Genomic DNA, 14,707 nt, shown 5'->3' with positions numbered 1-14,707 from the left:
GGTTTTGGCTGTAGAAGAAATCCCGCAGCCCGAGCCGCGTGATGGGAACTTTGGATTTGTTATGAATGTCAGGGCTGTTGAGAGGGGGGGAGTTCAGAGAGAGGAGTTGGCGGAAGCACATGGGAATTCAAAAGATCACCTAAAATGCTGTTACTGTACCAGTTGTGAGGGGATGTTCTAGGCTGCTACCCTCAAAGTTACCCTCAGCGACGAGTGACACGATACGGCTGGGGTATCAGTTCTTTGCCACTCCTCGGTACTGGCGGAGTGGTTGCAGCTATGTGCTTTTCTCCCGCCTCCTCCCTCATCATTCAAATCGCTCATCGCGGCCTCGGTCATACCTTGTCTCCCACTGCCGCTCACTCGCGACCTCTTCCGCTAGCTTAGCCTTGGCTATCTTCACGAAAGGCATAAGACCGGATGGAAGAAGTGTATCTAGGCTATCTAGTAATTGGGAGTTAGCTTCTATGATGGCCGCGCGGGAGCCGCTCCAGGACATAGGTCGGAACCGTTTGATGAGTACTGTCAGCACGCGTTTTGCGTTGGGGGCGCTGGCGAGAAGTGTTTTAGCTTGGTCGGACCAAACGAGGGGACCATTCGCTTCCGGCCGATACGCAAACGTGATGATCGAGGCCGCAACCTCGTAACGGCGCATCCGATCACTTTTGCACCAAGCGATGAGCGTGTCGCATGAGATTAGATCTGCCGGGTTTTTCTCATGTTTCCATAAATGATCGAACACATGTATCCCAACCTGCTGATCCGTATGGTTGCCACAGAACAATGCATCTAGGACGGCCATTGGTTGGATCTTAAGTAAGGCTGTCAACATGTCGGTGTTATTGTAAGGGTAGGTATCGTGTGATGCCACCGCCTGCCTTAACCGCGCCGCGATTTCTGCTGCTACTGGACCAGCATTTGCGGCAGCCAAAGAAGCCTTTACAACACTCGCCAGCTGGTAATCGTAGCGGTGCTTGTCTTTACGGAACGTGACACGCCGGAGCAACTCCCGGCCTCCCTCAAGGAGCTCTGCCTCGTGTTCCCGTTGAGCCGATCGATCCGAATGTAGGCGCATATACAGGATATCCAGGGCTACCTCGAATCCTTCTGGGAGGTCGGCAATCAGTAGGATTAGGTCCTTCAGAAGACCACCTTCCAAGCCGTCCGTGGCCCGCCCTAATGCTAAATTCCCGTACATCCAGACAGGTATCTTCTCCGCGCTCAGTGCTCTCTTCAGCCGCTCTGCGCCCCGCTCGTCGATACCAACGGCTGAATGGAGCACTGGAAGAAATGTTACCAAGATCGGGTGTTCAAGAGCTGAGTCGAGAAGATCTTGCGCGAGGTCCCTGTCCTTCTCCCAAAGCTCTGCGAGCATCCCCGTGAATACCTGAACATTCCGATGCTCCGGGTGAACATTCGCAAGTCCTTCGGCGAGACTTGCCCATGTCACACGAGGATCTTGGGACGCACCAGCAAGCCCAAGACCAAAGGCCCAGATCCTGTTTCCTCCTCGGAGGAGGTCAGGCAGGAGTTCTGAGAAAACGCCCTCATCCGTGGCCACCGCTGTTCCGAGCTTGCGGGCAATTGCCTCTAATCGCTCAGATGTGCTCATTGCGTCGTCTTCGATATAGATGTCGTCCAAGTCTAGTCCCCTGGACCTGTCACCCAGAACCACCGCCCGCACCCGCTCCGGGAGATTGGATGGCTTCAATTCAGCTTCTAGCGCAGAGAGACGCGATGCAGCTTCGACTGAAAGCAGGTTCCTATCGAGGTGCATGGTCTCCCGGCAGGCAATCCAACCCTCACGCCAGAACCCATCGGTCGAAAATTTACGGAATAGCCTTTCTAGCTCGTCAAGGACGTGGGCACAGGTCCACAGGCCGCGGAACTCCCGAGCTAGTAGGACGCGCAACTCCTGCTTGAGCACCCCCTCAGTAAACGCCAACCGTTCAATCAACGCGAGTGTAGCACCATACCACTGGATAAATTGCGCGGTGCTCCGAGGTTCGTAGCCGAAATCCCGCGATCGCGCACCGAACTCAAAGTGATAGCCTGAACTGAAGTACGATGACTTCAGCACCTTTTCTATGGCAGCCAATCCTAGGGACTGTGCCTTAGCCTCGCCAGATCTGAGGAGCCTTTCAAGCACGCCGAGACGCTGCTCGATCGAGGCATGGGTGCCGGAAAGATAGATCGTGAACAAAGATACGAAAGTGTCGTGGGCCTGCGTGGCCTCCCGCTCATCAGTGCTCTCCATGGATGCTCGAACTAAAATTTGGCAACTCCGTTCGAACAACGGCGGGTCGTAAGCAAGGGAACGCAGCAAGGACAGGTGTCGCTGCCAGACCGTTGTCGCCACGTCAGACGGCCGGTCGCCGGCTCGCTCCAGGGCCGCCAGCGCCGCCTCCGGCAGCACCGGCGCGACATTCCCGAACATTGCTCGACCGACGTCGTTGAGAGCGGCCAAGTCGCCTAAAATGCCATCCGGCGCAAGCCACCTCTCCACGATAGCAACGGCCTTGGGGTGGTCGTGCAGGAACGACAATCGTCGAGAAAAAGACCGCGCCAACCGCTCTGACCCCCCATGGATCAACTGCTGTTTAATGAGTTCGTAGGGGATGTCTTCGAGTGCGCGGGCAGCGAGTCGGTTTGCAAGGGCGTGGGGCAGCACCGCCCGCCAAACCCCGCGCTGCTGCACGAGATCGCGCCGGAGCAACTCACCAACGTGACGGTACGTTTCGGTTGGCGCCTGTCCCACGAGCGAAGCTATACGAGGAATCTCCGCCTCCTCACCATCAAGTGTTTCACCTTGAAAGGAGTAAACGAGGGAGCATGCCTGGGCCGCGAGGAGCAGGGCTTCATTCGACTCTTGCCGCTGTCGGAAAAGCCGTTGGAAGAGTTCGTCGTTAGAGAGGCCAGCGATGCTGTCTGAACGACCGACCGTCTCGGCGAGGGCGATTGCAATGCGGGCGTTGCCCCCGGACGCTTCAGCGATGGTGCGCGCGTCCACTTGGGATATATGCGGATACCGGCGTCGGACCAGCTTCTCGATCAGGTCGGGCGACGACGTGTCGAGGGTTACAACCTGTGTTCCTTCGGGTTGATCGCCGCGCACGTCGTACTCGACAGTAAGGATACTGACGGTGCTGGCTTGCCCACAGCACAACTCTGAAAGTCTGCTGTGCAGTTCTGGAGGGCAGTTGTCCACAATTAGGACCGCGCGCGTGCGGGTCCCGATCAGGTCGGATGCCATGCCAATCGGCTGTGGGGCAGGGTTGTCGGAGAGGTTTGTATATACGGCAAGTGATGACGGTAGAGGGCGTGCCCCGATCCGAGCGTCAAACAGAGCTTGGGCGAGCCGAGTCTTCCCAACGCCGGAGAGTCCGACCAAACGTAAAATTTTGCCGGGTTGGCTTAGTTCATCGCGCAGTTGGTCAATCACGTCGGCTACCGATTGCGCTGGCTCGTCACGGTGCCTACCAAGTTGCAGACGCAGTTTGTCATCAAGTAAGTATTCGGCCTCGTCGCTCTCTGCTGCGCCGGTCCACGTGCCGTAAGGGCGCCAGCCGACAAGGCTCCTCCCGATCTTCTCTTTGACCCACGTTATAAGGCCGGGATAGCGCCGCACCCACGCCGCCAAGCGGGTACGGTCGTAAAAGTCGGTGTAGAGTTGGTCTGCGTTGCCTACACCTTCCAGTGCCTCGCGTAAAGCTTTCTGCCTGTTGCGAAGGACACTATCAGTCGCTGACCCGTTTGAGCTGACAATGACATAAGCACCCGCCTCATCCGCAAGCTGTTGGATGACAGGACGGATCGTTCCCGCAGGCCGCATTTCGGCAATAATCTCGGCCCTCGGCATGTCAGGTTTCTTAACCTGGAACCCAGTAGAGGGGCGCGGAACGAAACCTTCGATGATGACGGCTGTCGGCAAGGCCACGCGCACGTCCAGACCGCCGTCTGCCGCTGTCTGGTTCCCGCCCCATGTCACCGCTGAAGGTGACAGCCCAAGACTGGCCAGGTCGGCTTCGCAGAGTCGCCCGACCAGTTCCCGAAGGTCGATGTCATTTAGTTGGTTAATGTCATGGGGAGTGATGTCAAACATTGTGCTTATAGACCTATTTGGGGAATCTTCATGTCGAGGGATAATAAGGGGTTTATGGATTGAACTCAACAAAGAATTCAAAAACTTTGACGGGGTCAGACACGTCTTAACTTGAGCAGCCTTTGCCACAAACCAAAGGGGATTTGCACCTACGGACCCACCCTCAAATCGCAGACGGTGGTGTCGTTGGTCCCCGGCCTCAGGTCGTCCGCGACCTGAAACGCGGCGGAAAGCCGCCTCGGAGGAGACGGAATTCTTTTAATATGGCGGACACATGGGCTTGGTTAGTAGCAGTTATCACGTTCTGTCTTGCTTCTCTTTCTGTGTGTCAACGTCTCGAGTGCTGAGACAAATTAGGGGATTTCAGAGGATACGCTATTCTTTTTGAAGATAGAATGCCAAAACCCTAACCTACGCCATTTACACAAAGTTCTTTACAGGCCCCCCCCGAGAGACATCCACCTTAAGAAAAAGTATGAACACCTTCCGACTACGGATAGGAAGCCTCCAGTAATGGATAGGCATTCTTCGACTAATGGTCGTCGCCTTTCAACAAACGGTAGCTACGTTTCAACCAACGGTCGTCACACTTCAACCAACGGGCATCACCTTTCGACTAATGGTCGTCGCCTTTCAACAAACGGTAGCTACGTTTCAGTCAACGGTCGTCACCCTTCAGCCAAAGGTCATCACCTTTCGACTTAATGGTCGTCGTCTTTCAACAAACGGTAGCTACGTTTCAACGAACGGTCGTCACCCTTCAGCCAAAGGTCATCACCTTTCGACTAATGGCCGTCGCCTTTCAACAAACGGTAGCTACGTTTCAGCCAACGGTCATCACCCTTCAGCCAAAGGTCATCACCTTTCGACTAATGGTCGTCGCCTTTCAATAAACGGTAGCTACGTTTCAACGAACGGTCGTCACCCTTCAGCCAACGGTCATCACCATTCAACCAAGGGTCGTCACCATTCAACCAAGGGTCGTCACCATTCAACTAACGGCCGTTACCTTTCAACCAATGGTCCTCGCCCTTCAGCCAACGGTCGTTGTCATGCAGTAGACCGGCCTTACCGTTCGAGAAAAGATGGTCATTCCTTCTACAGATAAGAGGTGTGTTTGGGCGCGATGAAGTCGCTTTATGCGAGCCCTCCGCTTCCCCGGGGGGCAACATCTTCGCCGGGATGATCCACGCCGACCTCCCCGTATTTGCTGGTACTTCTGCACAAACGAGCGATTCGCGTGGGACCGTTGGTGTGTACTCCTCGCCACGTTCGGCATATCTGGCAATTAAGCCGCACTACGCTTTACGTTTATTCCCCTTTCGATACTGCCTCGTGCTTGCGTAATATCAAAGTCTTGCGCCGATAAATTATGATTTTAATGCTGCCACGGCGATCGCTTGCTGCATTTCTTGCCCGATCATCCGGATGATCAGGCAAGAATGGAGCAGGATCGATCTACCGGTCATAGCTCTGCGTGGGTTATGCTGAGATCATCACAAGGCGATCCAAAAGAGCTAAATCGATCTTCGGGCAACTTTCCCGGAGGGATGGATAAAAGGTTTGCCATCAATACTGAACACCATACAGGAGACGAAACGTGAACAATTTCATTTACAGCATTCCAACCACAGCCTACTTCGGCAAGGGACAAATCAATATCCTCGGCGAGACCATCAAGGTCCATGGCGGTTCCAAGGTGCTGTTGGCCTACGGCGGTGGCAGCATCAAGGAGAGTGGCATCTACGATACGATTCTTGAGCAGTTCAGCAAAGCCGGCCTTGCCTATGCGGAGTTAAGCGGCATCAAGCCCAACCCAAGGATCGAAAGCGTTGAGGAAGGGATCAAACTCTATCGTGAAAACGGCTGCGATTTCATTCTGGCCGTGGGGGGCGGGTCTACCCTGGATGCCTGTAAGGCCATCGCTGCCGGGGTCAAGCATAACGGCCCAGCCACCGACCTCTTTGTCAATGAGTCGGGGGGCTCTCCTATCGCAGCTGCGGCCCCCTTGGCTACCATCCTGACCATGGCGGGAACAGGTTCCGAGTTGGATATGGGAGCGGTTATCACCGTCGGCGCAGATCACAAGAAAAAGGTTGTCATGCACCCTCTCCTCAATCCGAGGTTCTCCATCCTGGATCCTGAATACACCTACACGGTGCCGGAACATCATTCCATGGCGGGCGTCGCAGATATCCTCTGCCATCTCATGGAACAATACTTCACCCCTGAAGCGAACGCGAAGGTTCAGGACCGCATGAACGAAGGGGTTATGAAGGTTGTGCTGGAGGATGCCCCCAAAATCCTGGCAAATCCCAAAGACTACGACGCCCGCGCCAATATCATGTGGGCGAGCTCCATGGCTTTGGCCGGGTTCCAGTTTGTACTCGGCAAGCCCATGTTCCCGTTCCCTCTTCACGGCATGGGGCACGAACTCTCTAGCATGTACGACATGACCCATGGCGTCACCCTGGCCCTGCTGACCCCCGCCTGGATGCTTCATACCATGAGCGCAGCTCCCCAACACCTGCCGGTCTTTGCACGATTCGCTCGCAATGTCCTCGACATACGTGAGGAAGACGATGCCAAAGCTGCGGAGGAAGGCGTCAAACAGTTGCAGGCATTCTATTCCGCCATCAAAATGCCGGCGAACCTTCGCGAGGCAGGCGTCAAGGAAGAAGACCTGGAAGTTATGGCGGAGAAGGCAGTGGAAAATGGAAACCTGGGCATCCTGACCTCGATCGGCAAGGATGCAGCCCTTCAGATCATGCGTGCGGCATTCTAAATCAAAGGAGTACCTTATGGAAAAGCGCAAGTTGGGAAACAGCGGCCTGGAAGTCTCGGCCCTCGGGCTGGGGTGCATGAGCATGAGTTTCGGTTACGGCCCGGCCGGAGATAAACAGGAGATGATCGCGCTGATTCGGTCGGCCGTGGAACAGGGAGTCACGTTCTTCGACACCGCCGAGATCTACGGCCCGTTCACGAACGAGGAACTCGTAGGCGAAGCCCTCGCACCGTTCCGCGATCAGGTAGTCATCGCCACCAAGTTCGGCTTCGATTGTGACAGCGGCAAGCCTGGCGATCTGAATAGTCAACCGGCGCACATCAAACGGGTCGTCGAGGCATCGCTTAGACGGCTCAGGACGGACCGGATTGACTTGCTCTATCAGCATCGCGTTGACCCGAACGTCCCCATTGAAGACGTGGCCGGAACGGTGCAGGAGTTGATTCGGCAAGGCAAGGTCAAGCACTTCGGACTGTCCGAAGCTGGGGTGCAAACCATCCGTCGCGCGCACGCCGTTCAGCCGGTGGCTGCGCTCCAGAGCGAATTCTCTCTCTGGTGGAGAGAGCCGGAAGCGGAAGTGTTGCCGACCCGGGAAGAACTCGGAATCGGATTCGTTCCCTTCAGTCCCTTGGGCAAAGGCTTTCTCACGGGAAAGATCAACGAGGAAACGAAGTTCGACAGCACCGATTTCCGCAATCAGGTCCCCCGTTTTAGCGAGGAGAACCGCAAGGCTAACCAGGTCCTGGTCGATCTGATCGGTCGATTTGCGGAGCAGAAAAAAATAACCCCTGCGCAGGTGGCGCTGGCCTGGCTACTGGCCCAAAAGCCATGGATTGTTCCGATCCCCGGAACCACGAAGCTAGCTCGCTTGCGCGAGAACAACGGAGCCGTTTCAGTTCACCTTGCGCCGGAAGACCTGTGCGAGCTTGAAAGCGCAGCATCAAAAATCACGGTACAAGGAGCGCGCTACCCGGAAAACCTCCAGAAACGGGTTGGCCGCTGACCCCTGAGAGCGGTGCAGCAGGCAAACAGTCATTACGGCAAAACGAATCTGACTGCGAACAGAAGAAATAACGGGAGCAAGAATGAACACAAACGATCTTAGCAAGAGCGTGATCTTTCCCGTTGGGGAAAAACTTGAAAGTAACAAATTCAACGGCACCGTCTGGCTCAACATGCTGACGCCTTTCGGCTCGGCCCTTCCCATCGGGAACGTGACCTTTGAGCCGGGATGCCGCAACAGTTGGCACACACACGCCGGCGGCCAGATTCTGCTGGTGACGGGGGGCAGAGGCTATTATCAGGAATGGGGCAAGCCGGCGCAGGAGCTTCATGCAGGCGACGTTGTCGCTATCCCTGCCGATGTTAAACACTGGCATGGCGCTGCCAAGGATAGCTGGTTCGTCCACCTTGCCATCGAGGTCAACCCCGAAAAAGGTCCGGCAACCTGGCTGGAACAGGTATCTGACGACGATTACAACACATTGAAATAAGAGGACAGTAGATAATGATCGAGAAAATAACAATAAAGCAAGCCACTCCGGGTTGGCGGGTGCTCGCTGTCCTCAGCCTGCTGATGGGGTTTGCCTCGATTTCGACCGATCTTTATCTGCCGGCCATGCCAGTGATGAGCCGTTCTCTTCACGCGAACGAGGGCCTGATCGAGCTGACGATCTCCGGCTACCTCGTCGGCTTCAGTTTCGGCCAGCTGCTGTGGGGGCCGATCAGCGACCGGTATGGCCGCCGCTCCTCGGTGGCGATCGGACTGGTGCTGTTCGTGATCGGCTCGGCAGGCTGCGCTCTTTCGGGAAGCGCACCGGCCATGATCGGCTGGCGTGTTGTGCAGGCCCTTGGTGCCTGCGCCAGTGTGGCATTGTCACGCGCCATGGTGAGAGATCTCTACGAAGGTGTGCGTGCGGCGCGGATGCTGTCCATACTGATAACGGTGATGGCGATTGCTCCTCTCATCGGACCGCTGGTGGGCGGGCAAATCGTCGCCCTTGCCGGATGGCGCGCCATTTTCTGGACGCTGGTCGGCATCGGTATCGTGACACTCGCGGCGCTCTTCACGATTCCCGAAACCTTGCCCGCCGCGCGGCGCAACCAGGAATCGCTTGGCCGCGCAATGGCCCGTTACGGCGAGCTTTTACGCGACCGCCGGATTCTGGGCTATGTGGGGGCGGGTGGCTTCTTCTACGCCGGCATGTTCGCTTATGTTGCGGGTACGCCGTTTGCCTACATCACCTACTACCATGTGCCGGAACAACTTTACGGTCTGCTGTTCGGTCTCGGTATCATCGGCATCATGGCCTCCAACCTGCTGAATTCCCATCTCGTTTCACGGTTCGACTATGACCGGATGCTTCTGGCCGGCACGATCATCGCCGCGTTCTCCGCAATCATGGTGGCACTGTTCGCCCGCACCGGCTGGGGCGGACTTTGGGGATTGGTCGTTTCTTTGTTCGTCTTTGTCTCCGCGACCGGTTTCATCGTCGCCAACTCGATCACGGGTGCCTTGGACAACTTCCCGGAACGCGCCGGTGCCGTGTCCTCGCTGGTGGGTGCGGTTCAGTACGGCAGCGGCATGGTCGGCTCCGGCTTGGTCGGTGTCTTCGCCAACGGCACGCCCTGGCCGATGGGCTGGGTGATTGCGATTTGCGGGATCGGCAGCTTGCTTTCGATGCGGCTGCTCTATCCGGTGACCGGGCGTGTTGATGGAAGGTGCATACCGGTATCGCTTGAGCTCACTGAGTTGAACCCATGAAGCAAACCCTGTTCTTTACCCTGATGTTGGGAGTTCTTATCCTTATGGCGACCACGATACTCACTAACAACAGCAGCGCCGCCCACACCCGGTCAGCGCTGTCCTTGGAGTGCGAACTGAAAAATCCCGTCAAGGTGACCAAAGGTGGGCAGCTTGAGCATGCTCGCATCCTCTGGGATTTCTTTTTCAATAAACCGGCGAATACCCGCCCAACCGGGAAAATCCCGGTCCAGAGAGTGACCAGAGAGCAGTTGCAGAACGCGCCGAACGGTACGGTCTATCGACTTGGACACTCGACCGTCCTGCTGAAACTCGATGATGCCTTCTGGATCACCGACCCGATCTTTTCAGACCGGGCTTCCCCTCTCCGGTTTTTTGGACCGGAACGGTTTCACGCGCCACCCATCAGCATTGCCGAGCTCCCCCCGATCAAGGCGGTGATCATCTCGCACGACCATTACGACCACCTGGACCAGGATTCCATCATGCACCTGGCAGGCAAGGTCGAGTACTTCCTGACGCCCCTCGGGGTGGGGGATATCCTGATTGGCTGGGGGGTGCCCGCTGCGAAGGTGAGACAACTCGACTGGTGGCAGGAGACGGAAGTCGGCGGCGTCCGTTTGGTTGCGACACCGGCGCAGCACTTTTCAGGTCGTGGTTTCTTCGACAAGAATCGCACCCAGTGGGCGTCATGGGTCATCCTGGCCGCCGAGCGGCGCCTCTTCTTCAGCGGAGACTCCGGCTATTTTGACGGTTTCAAAAAAATCGGCGAAACCTACGGCCCATTCGACATGACGATGCTCGAAACAGGGGCCTATGATGCCAACTGGCCGGGGGTGCATATGCAGCCGGAAGAGAGCATCCAGGCGCATATCGACCTGAAGGGCCGAAGACTGCTGCCGATCCACAACGGCACCTTTGATCTGTCCATGCATTCCTGGCACGACCCGTTTGACCGGGCCGTCGCTCTGGGCGAGGCTCAACATATTCCGGTCTTGATTCCAAAGATGGGTGAACCGGTCAGCATGCACAGCACCGAGCGCGGTCAGCGATGGTGGGGATCTGTGGATAGTGTGAAAGAACCCGAGCAGGCCCAGGGGAAAGGGCAGCCTGCGGTCGGGAGAATTTGATCCAAGCCATGGCAAGAGAGGGTGGTGAAGACCAAAGTAGTGATAAGACGGTTTACCTGAGTTTCATGACTACTAATGGGAGGAAGACATGGATACCAAGGAAAGTGTTCCTGGTGAAAGGATAAACCTCACCCGCCGGGACTTTCTCAAGGGCGTCGGGATAGGGGGGGGCGCCCTCGTGCTGTTCGGGCAGTTCGGGATCCATTCGGCGGCCTGGGCTCTCTCGGGGGAGCCGGTCCTCAAGATGGTCCTGGTGGATTACGCGAAGTGTACGGGATGCCGTACCTGTGAAACAGCCTGCTCGTCACGCAATCGACTCGCGTCCGTCGGCGGAAAGGAACTCCCCGGACTGGGCAACCCGCGCTATGCGAACATCCGGGTCCACGGCTTCAATCCCGACGTCGACGTCCCCATCGTCTGCGCCATGTGCGCTGATACCCCGTGCGCCAAGGCGTGCCCGGTTGATCCGGACCCCAAGACCGGCAGGCGCGCCCTGTACCGTGATCCGGCCACTCACACCATGCACAACGATGTCAGCCGGTGTATCGGTTGCCGCAGTTGTGCCGGGGCCTGCGCCTCGCAACGGACCGGAACCATCATCCCCCACCCGGAGACGGGGAAGCCGGAGCGCATGTGCACGCTTTGCGACGGTGATCCACAATGCGTCAAGCGCTGCCCTTTCGGCGCGCTGTCGTATGTCGAGGTCCGGCGTGACAGGAAATTCTACGGCCTCGGGCCTGATAAAATAGCGGCCCAACTGGCGGCGAGCTGGTACGGGCCGGCGGATTTCGGAGGTGCAAGATGAGCGGTAAGGCAGGGTATCACGGCAAAATTCTGAATATAGATCTTTCCACCGGCATGAGCGAAACGGTGGCCATACCCCGCGAGGACCTCGACCTGTTCGTGGGAGGTCAGGGGCTCGGCATGAAAATCCTCTGGGACCGGCTCAAGAAGCCGGGGGTCGACCCGCTTTCTCCGGACAACCTTCTCATCTTCATGCCCGGCCCGTTCTCGGGGTTTCCGGTCCCCTCGTCCTCCAGGACATGCGTGGTTACCAAGTCCCCCATCACGGCTCCGCTGAAATCCGATTACCCCCATGCCTCGACCGTTACCTACTCGAACATGGGCGGGTTCTTCGGGCCCGAGATCCGGTTCGCAGGTTACGACGGGCTGGTCGTTACGGGCAAGGCCAAAGTGCTTTCGTACCTCGTCATCGACGACGGCAACGTGGAGATACGCGAGGCAACGAAGTTCAAGGGGATGCGGACTGATGCCTTCGACAAGGCGATCCAGACAGAACTTGGGAGCCGGAGGTTCAAGACGGTCTACATCGGGCCCGCCGGCGAGAATCTCGTCCCCTATTCAAGCATCCTGCACACCGCCGGTAGGGCTGCTGGACGCGGGGGCACCGGCTGCGTCATGGGCTCCAAGAACCTGAAGGCGATAGCGGTGCGGGGCTCGGGCCAGCCCGGCGTCGCGGACCATGCCAGGTTTCTTGCCGCCCTGGAAAAGGCGAGAGCTGCCCTCTACGGCTCCGCGTATGCCAAGTCTTGGGCCGAGCAGGGAACAGCGAGGGCGATCGTCGGGAACAGCAATGCCGGGACCGAGGCGGTGCGCAACTACCGTGAAGGGACCTTCCTGGAGGCAGACAAGATCGGCGGCGACGCCGCAAGGCGGGACGTGTGGGTGAAGGACATCGCCTGTTACTGCTGCCCGCTAGCCTGCAAGAAAAGCGGGGTGACCAAGGGCAAGTACGGCGGCGTCGTCCACGACGGCCCGGAGTACGAGACCGGCGTCATGCTCGGCTCCAACCTGATGATCTCCGACATGCCGGGTCTTTTGAAGGCGATCACAACTCTCGACGACCTAGGTCTGGACCAGATCTCAACCGGTAACGTAATCGGATTCCTGATGGAGGCCTACGAGAAGGGGATGATCGACCGGAAATTCCTGGACGGCATCGATCTCAAGTGGGGCAGCGTCGACGCAACGCTGGCGATGATCGAGAAGATCGCCGCGCGTGACGGAGTGGGTGGGCTCGCGGCCAAAGGTGTGGCGGCGTTGTCCAGGCAGATCGGCCAGGGGAGCGAGAAGTTCGCCATCCACGTGAAGGGGCTGGAACTCGCGGCACACAACATCCAGGCGAACCAGCCCAGGGGCCTTTCGTACGTAACGGCCTCGAGGGGAGCCTGTCACATGAGCGGAGACAACATCCCCATGCAGAACAGGCGGGCCATGCTCGACTCCACGGGGATGTGTTTCTTCCCCACCTTCGAGCCGGCGCTGGAGAAGCCCATGCTCGACCTCTTGAGCGCGATTACCGGCCGGGAGTACGACAAGGCCGAGTTCGAGAAGGCCGGCGAACGGATCTTCAACCTGGAGAAGATGTTCAACTACCGTGAAGGCTTCCGCCGTGAAGACGACCGGCTTCCGGACCGCTTCTTTGAGGACGCCTTCACCGTGGGGCCCAAGAAGGGCGCGGTACTCGACCGGACGAAGTTCGAGGCAATGCTGACCCAGTACTACAAGGATCGTGGCTGGGATCCTGAGACCACGAAACCCGGGGCAGCAAAGCTCAAGGAACTTAGGCTGGATCTTGTGTAAGGAGAGACTGCATAGGTTTAAAAGATGGATGGGACCGAGCGAACCCTGAGGGGGACGGGAACCCTGAGGGGTACGCTGGTCACTTCGTTGAGTTCCTCATGCAAGGCGGAAGCATTAGGGAATGCAAAGTCAACTCCAGGCTGGTGAGTCTGCGTTAACTCAACCAACTGACCAGCGTCCCCCTCCGCTTCCCACGCAACATCAGGAGCCTCGCCAGGCATCCGTCAGCTGAAGCAGCCACTAATGTGATGCTGCTGGATTTGTGGGGGGGCCGGCTCTATTCATGATGTGGCCGCCCCCCCGTATTGTGATTGACGCCTCATATTCCCTTCCATAGCGCTGCATCTACATTCCATACCACCACCGAGGAATCTCAAGGCATACACCCGCCTCATATCACATATACCTCCGAACCATATCAAGCATGCATCCACCTCATATCACCCATACCTCCGCATGATATCAACGATACTCACGCTTCATATCATCCATACCCCCGAATGCACCAGCGATACCCATCTTTGAACGAAAGATAGCTACGTCATTATAGTACCATCGTCGTCAATACATTGAGGCATCCTGCCCCTCTTATCACTTGCTCCCTCAGGAATGTTCGATGGCGACGGCAGGTAGATATATCCGCCATGGATACAATACGTTGGGATGGCGACACTACAGATATAACGCCCTCATCAAAATTAGTAACCGTCGTCACGTTGCCTTCATTCGTCATCGTCCTGGTTACGGCCCTCCTGCTATCTCAGTTTTATCGCGTGGAGAAAAGACACGAAGGTCAGGGCATCATTATATTTCCATGGCAAAGGGTAAACATGGTCGTAACCTCCACAGAAGGAAACGCCGGCATGTTACTTAGGAAGGTTACCGACGAGGAAATATACTCACGAGCATCATAACTGCAACATGGCCTACCATCGCATGCTATGTGTGGTCAATGACCTCCGCCGTAGCTGCGGCCTTTCGAATGGTGGCGATCGTATCTCGAATGCTCTCCTTTCGCGTGTATCCCTCGGACTGCGCAATCTTCTGTCCATTAGCTGCAATGATATGGAAGTAATATTGTCCGTCATTCCCCTTGAAGATCTCGAATGTCACCATGGTGTCCTCCGTATGAGGGTTGTGTTGCCGACATCATCAGGCTGGGCGAGAGCGCATGCCTTTAGGTGAAGAACATCGGGAGAGGCCTTGGGGGCAGGATTGTAAGATTGGAAGTTGACGGTATGAGCCGGGGGTAGGGCTCAGGCATGCATATGCGCTCTGAAAGAAGAGGCGCTGGCGGGAGGCTCTGCGGTAGGTAGGTCAAC

At 57.1% G+C, this 14,707-nt stretch carries 10 protein-coding genes; 8 read left to right on the top strand and 2 right to left on the bottom strand.

From position 1 onward, the window contains the following. Window positions 1-181, top strand: a 181-nt coding sequence (locus AC11W3_RS15185) for a hypothetical protein (RefSeq protein WP_484093281.1), incomplete at its 5' end; no start/stop codon positions are given. Window positions 182-307: 126 nt separating this feature from the next. On the opposite strand, the gene AC11W3_RS15180 is transcribed toward AC11W3_RS15185, so the two are convergent. Beyond that, window positions 308-4,102 (bottom strand): hypothetical protein, encoded by a 3,795-nt coding sequence (locus tag AC11W3_RS15180; RefSeq protein ID WP_484091872.1) that lies wholly within the window; start codon window positions 4,100-4,102, stop codon window positions 308-310. A gap of 1,600 nt (window positions 4,103-5,702) precedes the next feature. Here AC11W3_RS15180 and AC11W3_RS15175 point away from each other — a divergent pair. The 7 genes from AC11W3_RS15175 (at window position 5,703) to AC11W3_RS15145 (ending at window position 13,385) form a co-directional block, all read left to right on the top strand. Next, window positions 5,703-6,887, top strand: a complete 1,185-nt coding sequence (locus AC11W3_RS15175) for an iron-containing alcohol dehydrogenase (RefSeq protein ID WP_484093280.1) — start codon at window positions 5,703-5,705, stop codon at window positions 6,885-6,887. 16 nt (window positions 6,888-6,903) lie between these two features. Continuing rightward, a complete protein-coding gene (locus AC11W3_RS15170) occupies window positions 6,904-7,890 on the top strand; it encodes an aldo/keto reductase (protein WP_484093279.1) in 987 nt (328 codons plus the stop codon). Between the two features lie 82 nt (window positions 7,891-7,972). Next, window positions 7,973-8,380: a cupin domain-containing protein gene (locus AC11W3_RS15165; protein WP_484093278.1), complete on the top strand. Its 408-nt coding sequence runs from the start codon at window positions 7,973-7,975 to the stop codon at window positions 8,378-8,380. A gap of 14 nt (window positions 8,381-8,394) precedes the next feature. Continuing rightward, on the top strand, window positions 8,395-9,651 hold the full coding sequence (locus tag AC11W3_RS15160) for a Bcr/CflA family multidrug efflux MFS transporter (RefSeq protein WP_484093277.1): 1,257 nt from the start codon (window positions 8,395-8,397) through the stop codon (window positions 9,649-9,651). After that, the gene (locus tag AC11W3_RS15155) at window positions 9,648-10,781 is read left to right on the top strand and encodes an MBL fold metallo-hydrolase (protein WP_484093276.1); all 1,134 of its coding nucleotides are present in this window, start codon (window positions 9,648-9,650) and stop codon (window positions 10,779-10,781) included. Before AC11W3_RS15160 ends, AC11W3_RS15155 begins: the two co-directional genes overlap by 4 nt. Before the next feature lie 88 nt (window positions 10,782-10,869). After that, on the top strand, window positions 10,870-11,586 hold the full coding sequence (locus AC11W3_RS15150; RefSeq protein ID WP_484093275.1) for a twin-arginine translocation signal domain-containing protein: 717 nt from the start codon (window positions 10,870-10,872) through the stop codon (window positions 11,584-11,586). Next, entirely contained in the window at window positions 11,583-13,385 is a 1,803-nt protein-coding gene (locus AC11W3_RS15145; RefSeq protein ID WP_484093274.1) for an aldehyde ferredoxin oxidoreductase family protein, read from the top strand. Before AC11W3_RS15150 ends, AC11W3_RS15145 begins: the two co-directional genes overlap by 4 nt. A 939-nt stretch (window positions 13,386-14,324) precedes the next feature. On the opposite strand, the gene AC11W3_RS15140 is transcribed toward AC11W3_RS15145, so the two are convergent. Continuing rightward, window positions 14,325-14,501 carry a YegP family protein gene (locus AC11W3_RS15140; protein WP_484093273.1) on the bottom strand — a complete coding sequence of 59 codons (177 nt, stop codon included), beginning with the start codon at window positions 14,499-14,501 and terminating at the stop codon, window positions 14,325-14,327. Between the last annotated feature and the right edge of the window lie 206 nt (window positions 14,502-14,707).

The sequence above is a fragment of the Geomonas sp. genome, from assembly GCF_056994735.1.
Note: the sequence above shows the minus strand (reverse complement) of the source record. Positions and strands in the feature narration are given on the sequence as shown.

Coding starts and splice junctions, on each gene's coding strand:
- AC11W3_RS15180 (WP_484091872.1), bottom strand. CDS start 4,102: ATGTTTGACATCACTCCCCATGACATTAACCAACTAAATGACATCGAC.
- AC11W3_RS15170 (WP_484093279.1), top strand. CDS start 6,904: ATGGAAAAGCGCAAGTTGGGAAACAGCGGCCTGGAAGTCTCGGCCCTC.
- AC11W3_RS15165 (WP_484093278.1), top strand. CDS start 7,973: ATGAACACAAACGATCTTAGCAAGAGCGTGATCTTTCCCGTTGGGGAA.
- AC11W3_RS15160 (WP_484093277.1), top strand. CDS start 8,395: ATGATCGAGAAAATAACAATAAAGCAAGCCACTCCGGGTTGGCGGGTG.
- AC11W3_RS15155 (WP_484093276.1), top strand. CDS start 9,648: ATGAAGCAAACCCTGTTCTTTACCCTGATGTTGGGAGTTCTTATCCTT.
- AC11W3_RS15150 (WP_484093275.1), top strand. CDS start 10,870: ATGGATACCAAGGAAAGTGTTCCTGGTGAAAGGATAAACCTCACCCGC.
- AC11W3_RS15145 (WP_484093274.1), top strand. CDS start 11,583: ATGAGCGGTAAGGCAGGGTATCACGGCAAAATTCTGAATATAGATCTT.
- AC11W3_RS15140 (WP_484093273.1), bottom strand. CDS start 14,501: ATGGTGACATTCGAGATCTTCAAGGGGAATGACGGACAATATTACTTC.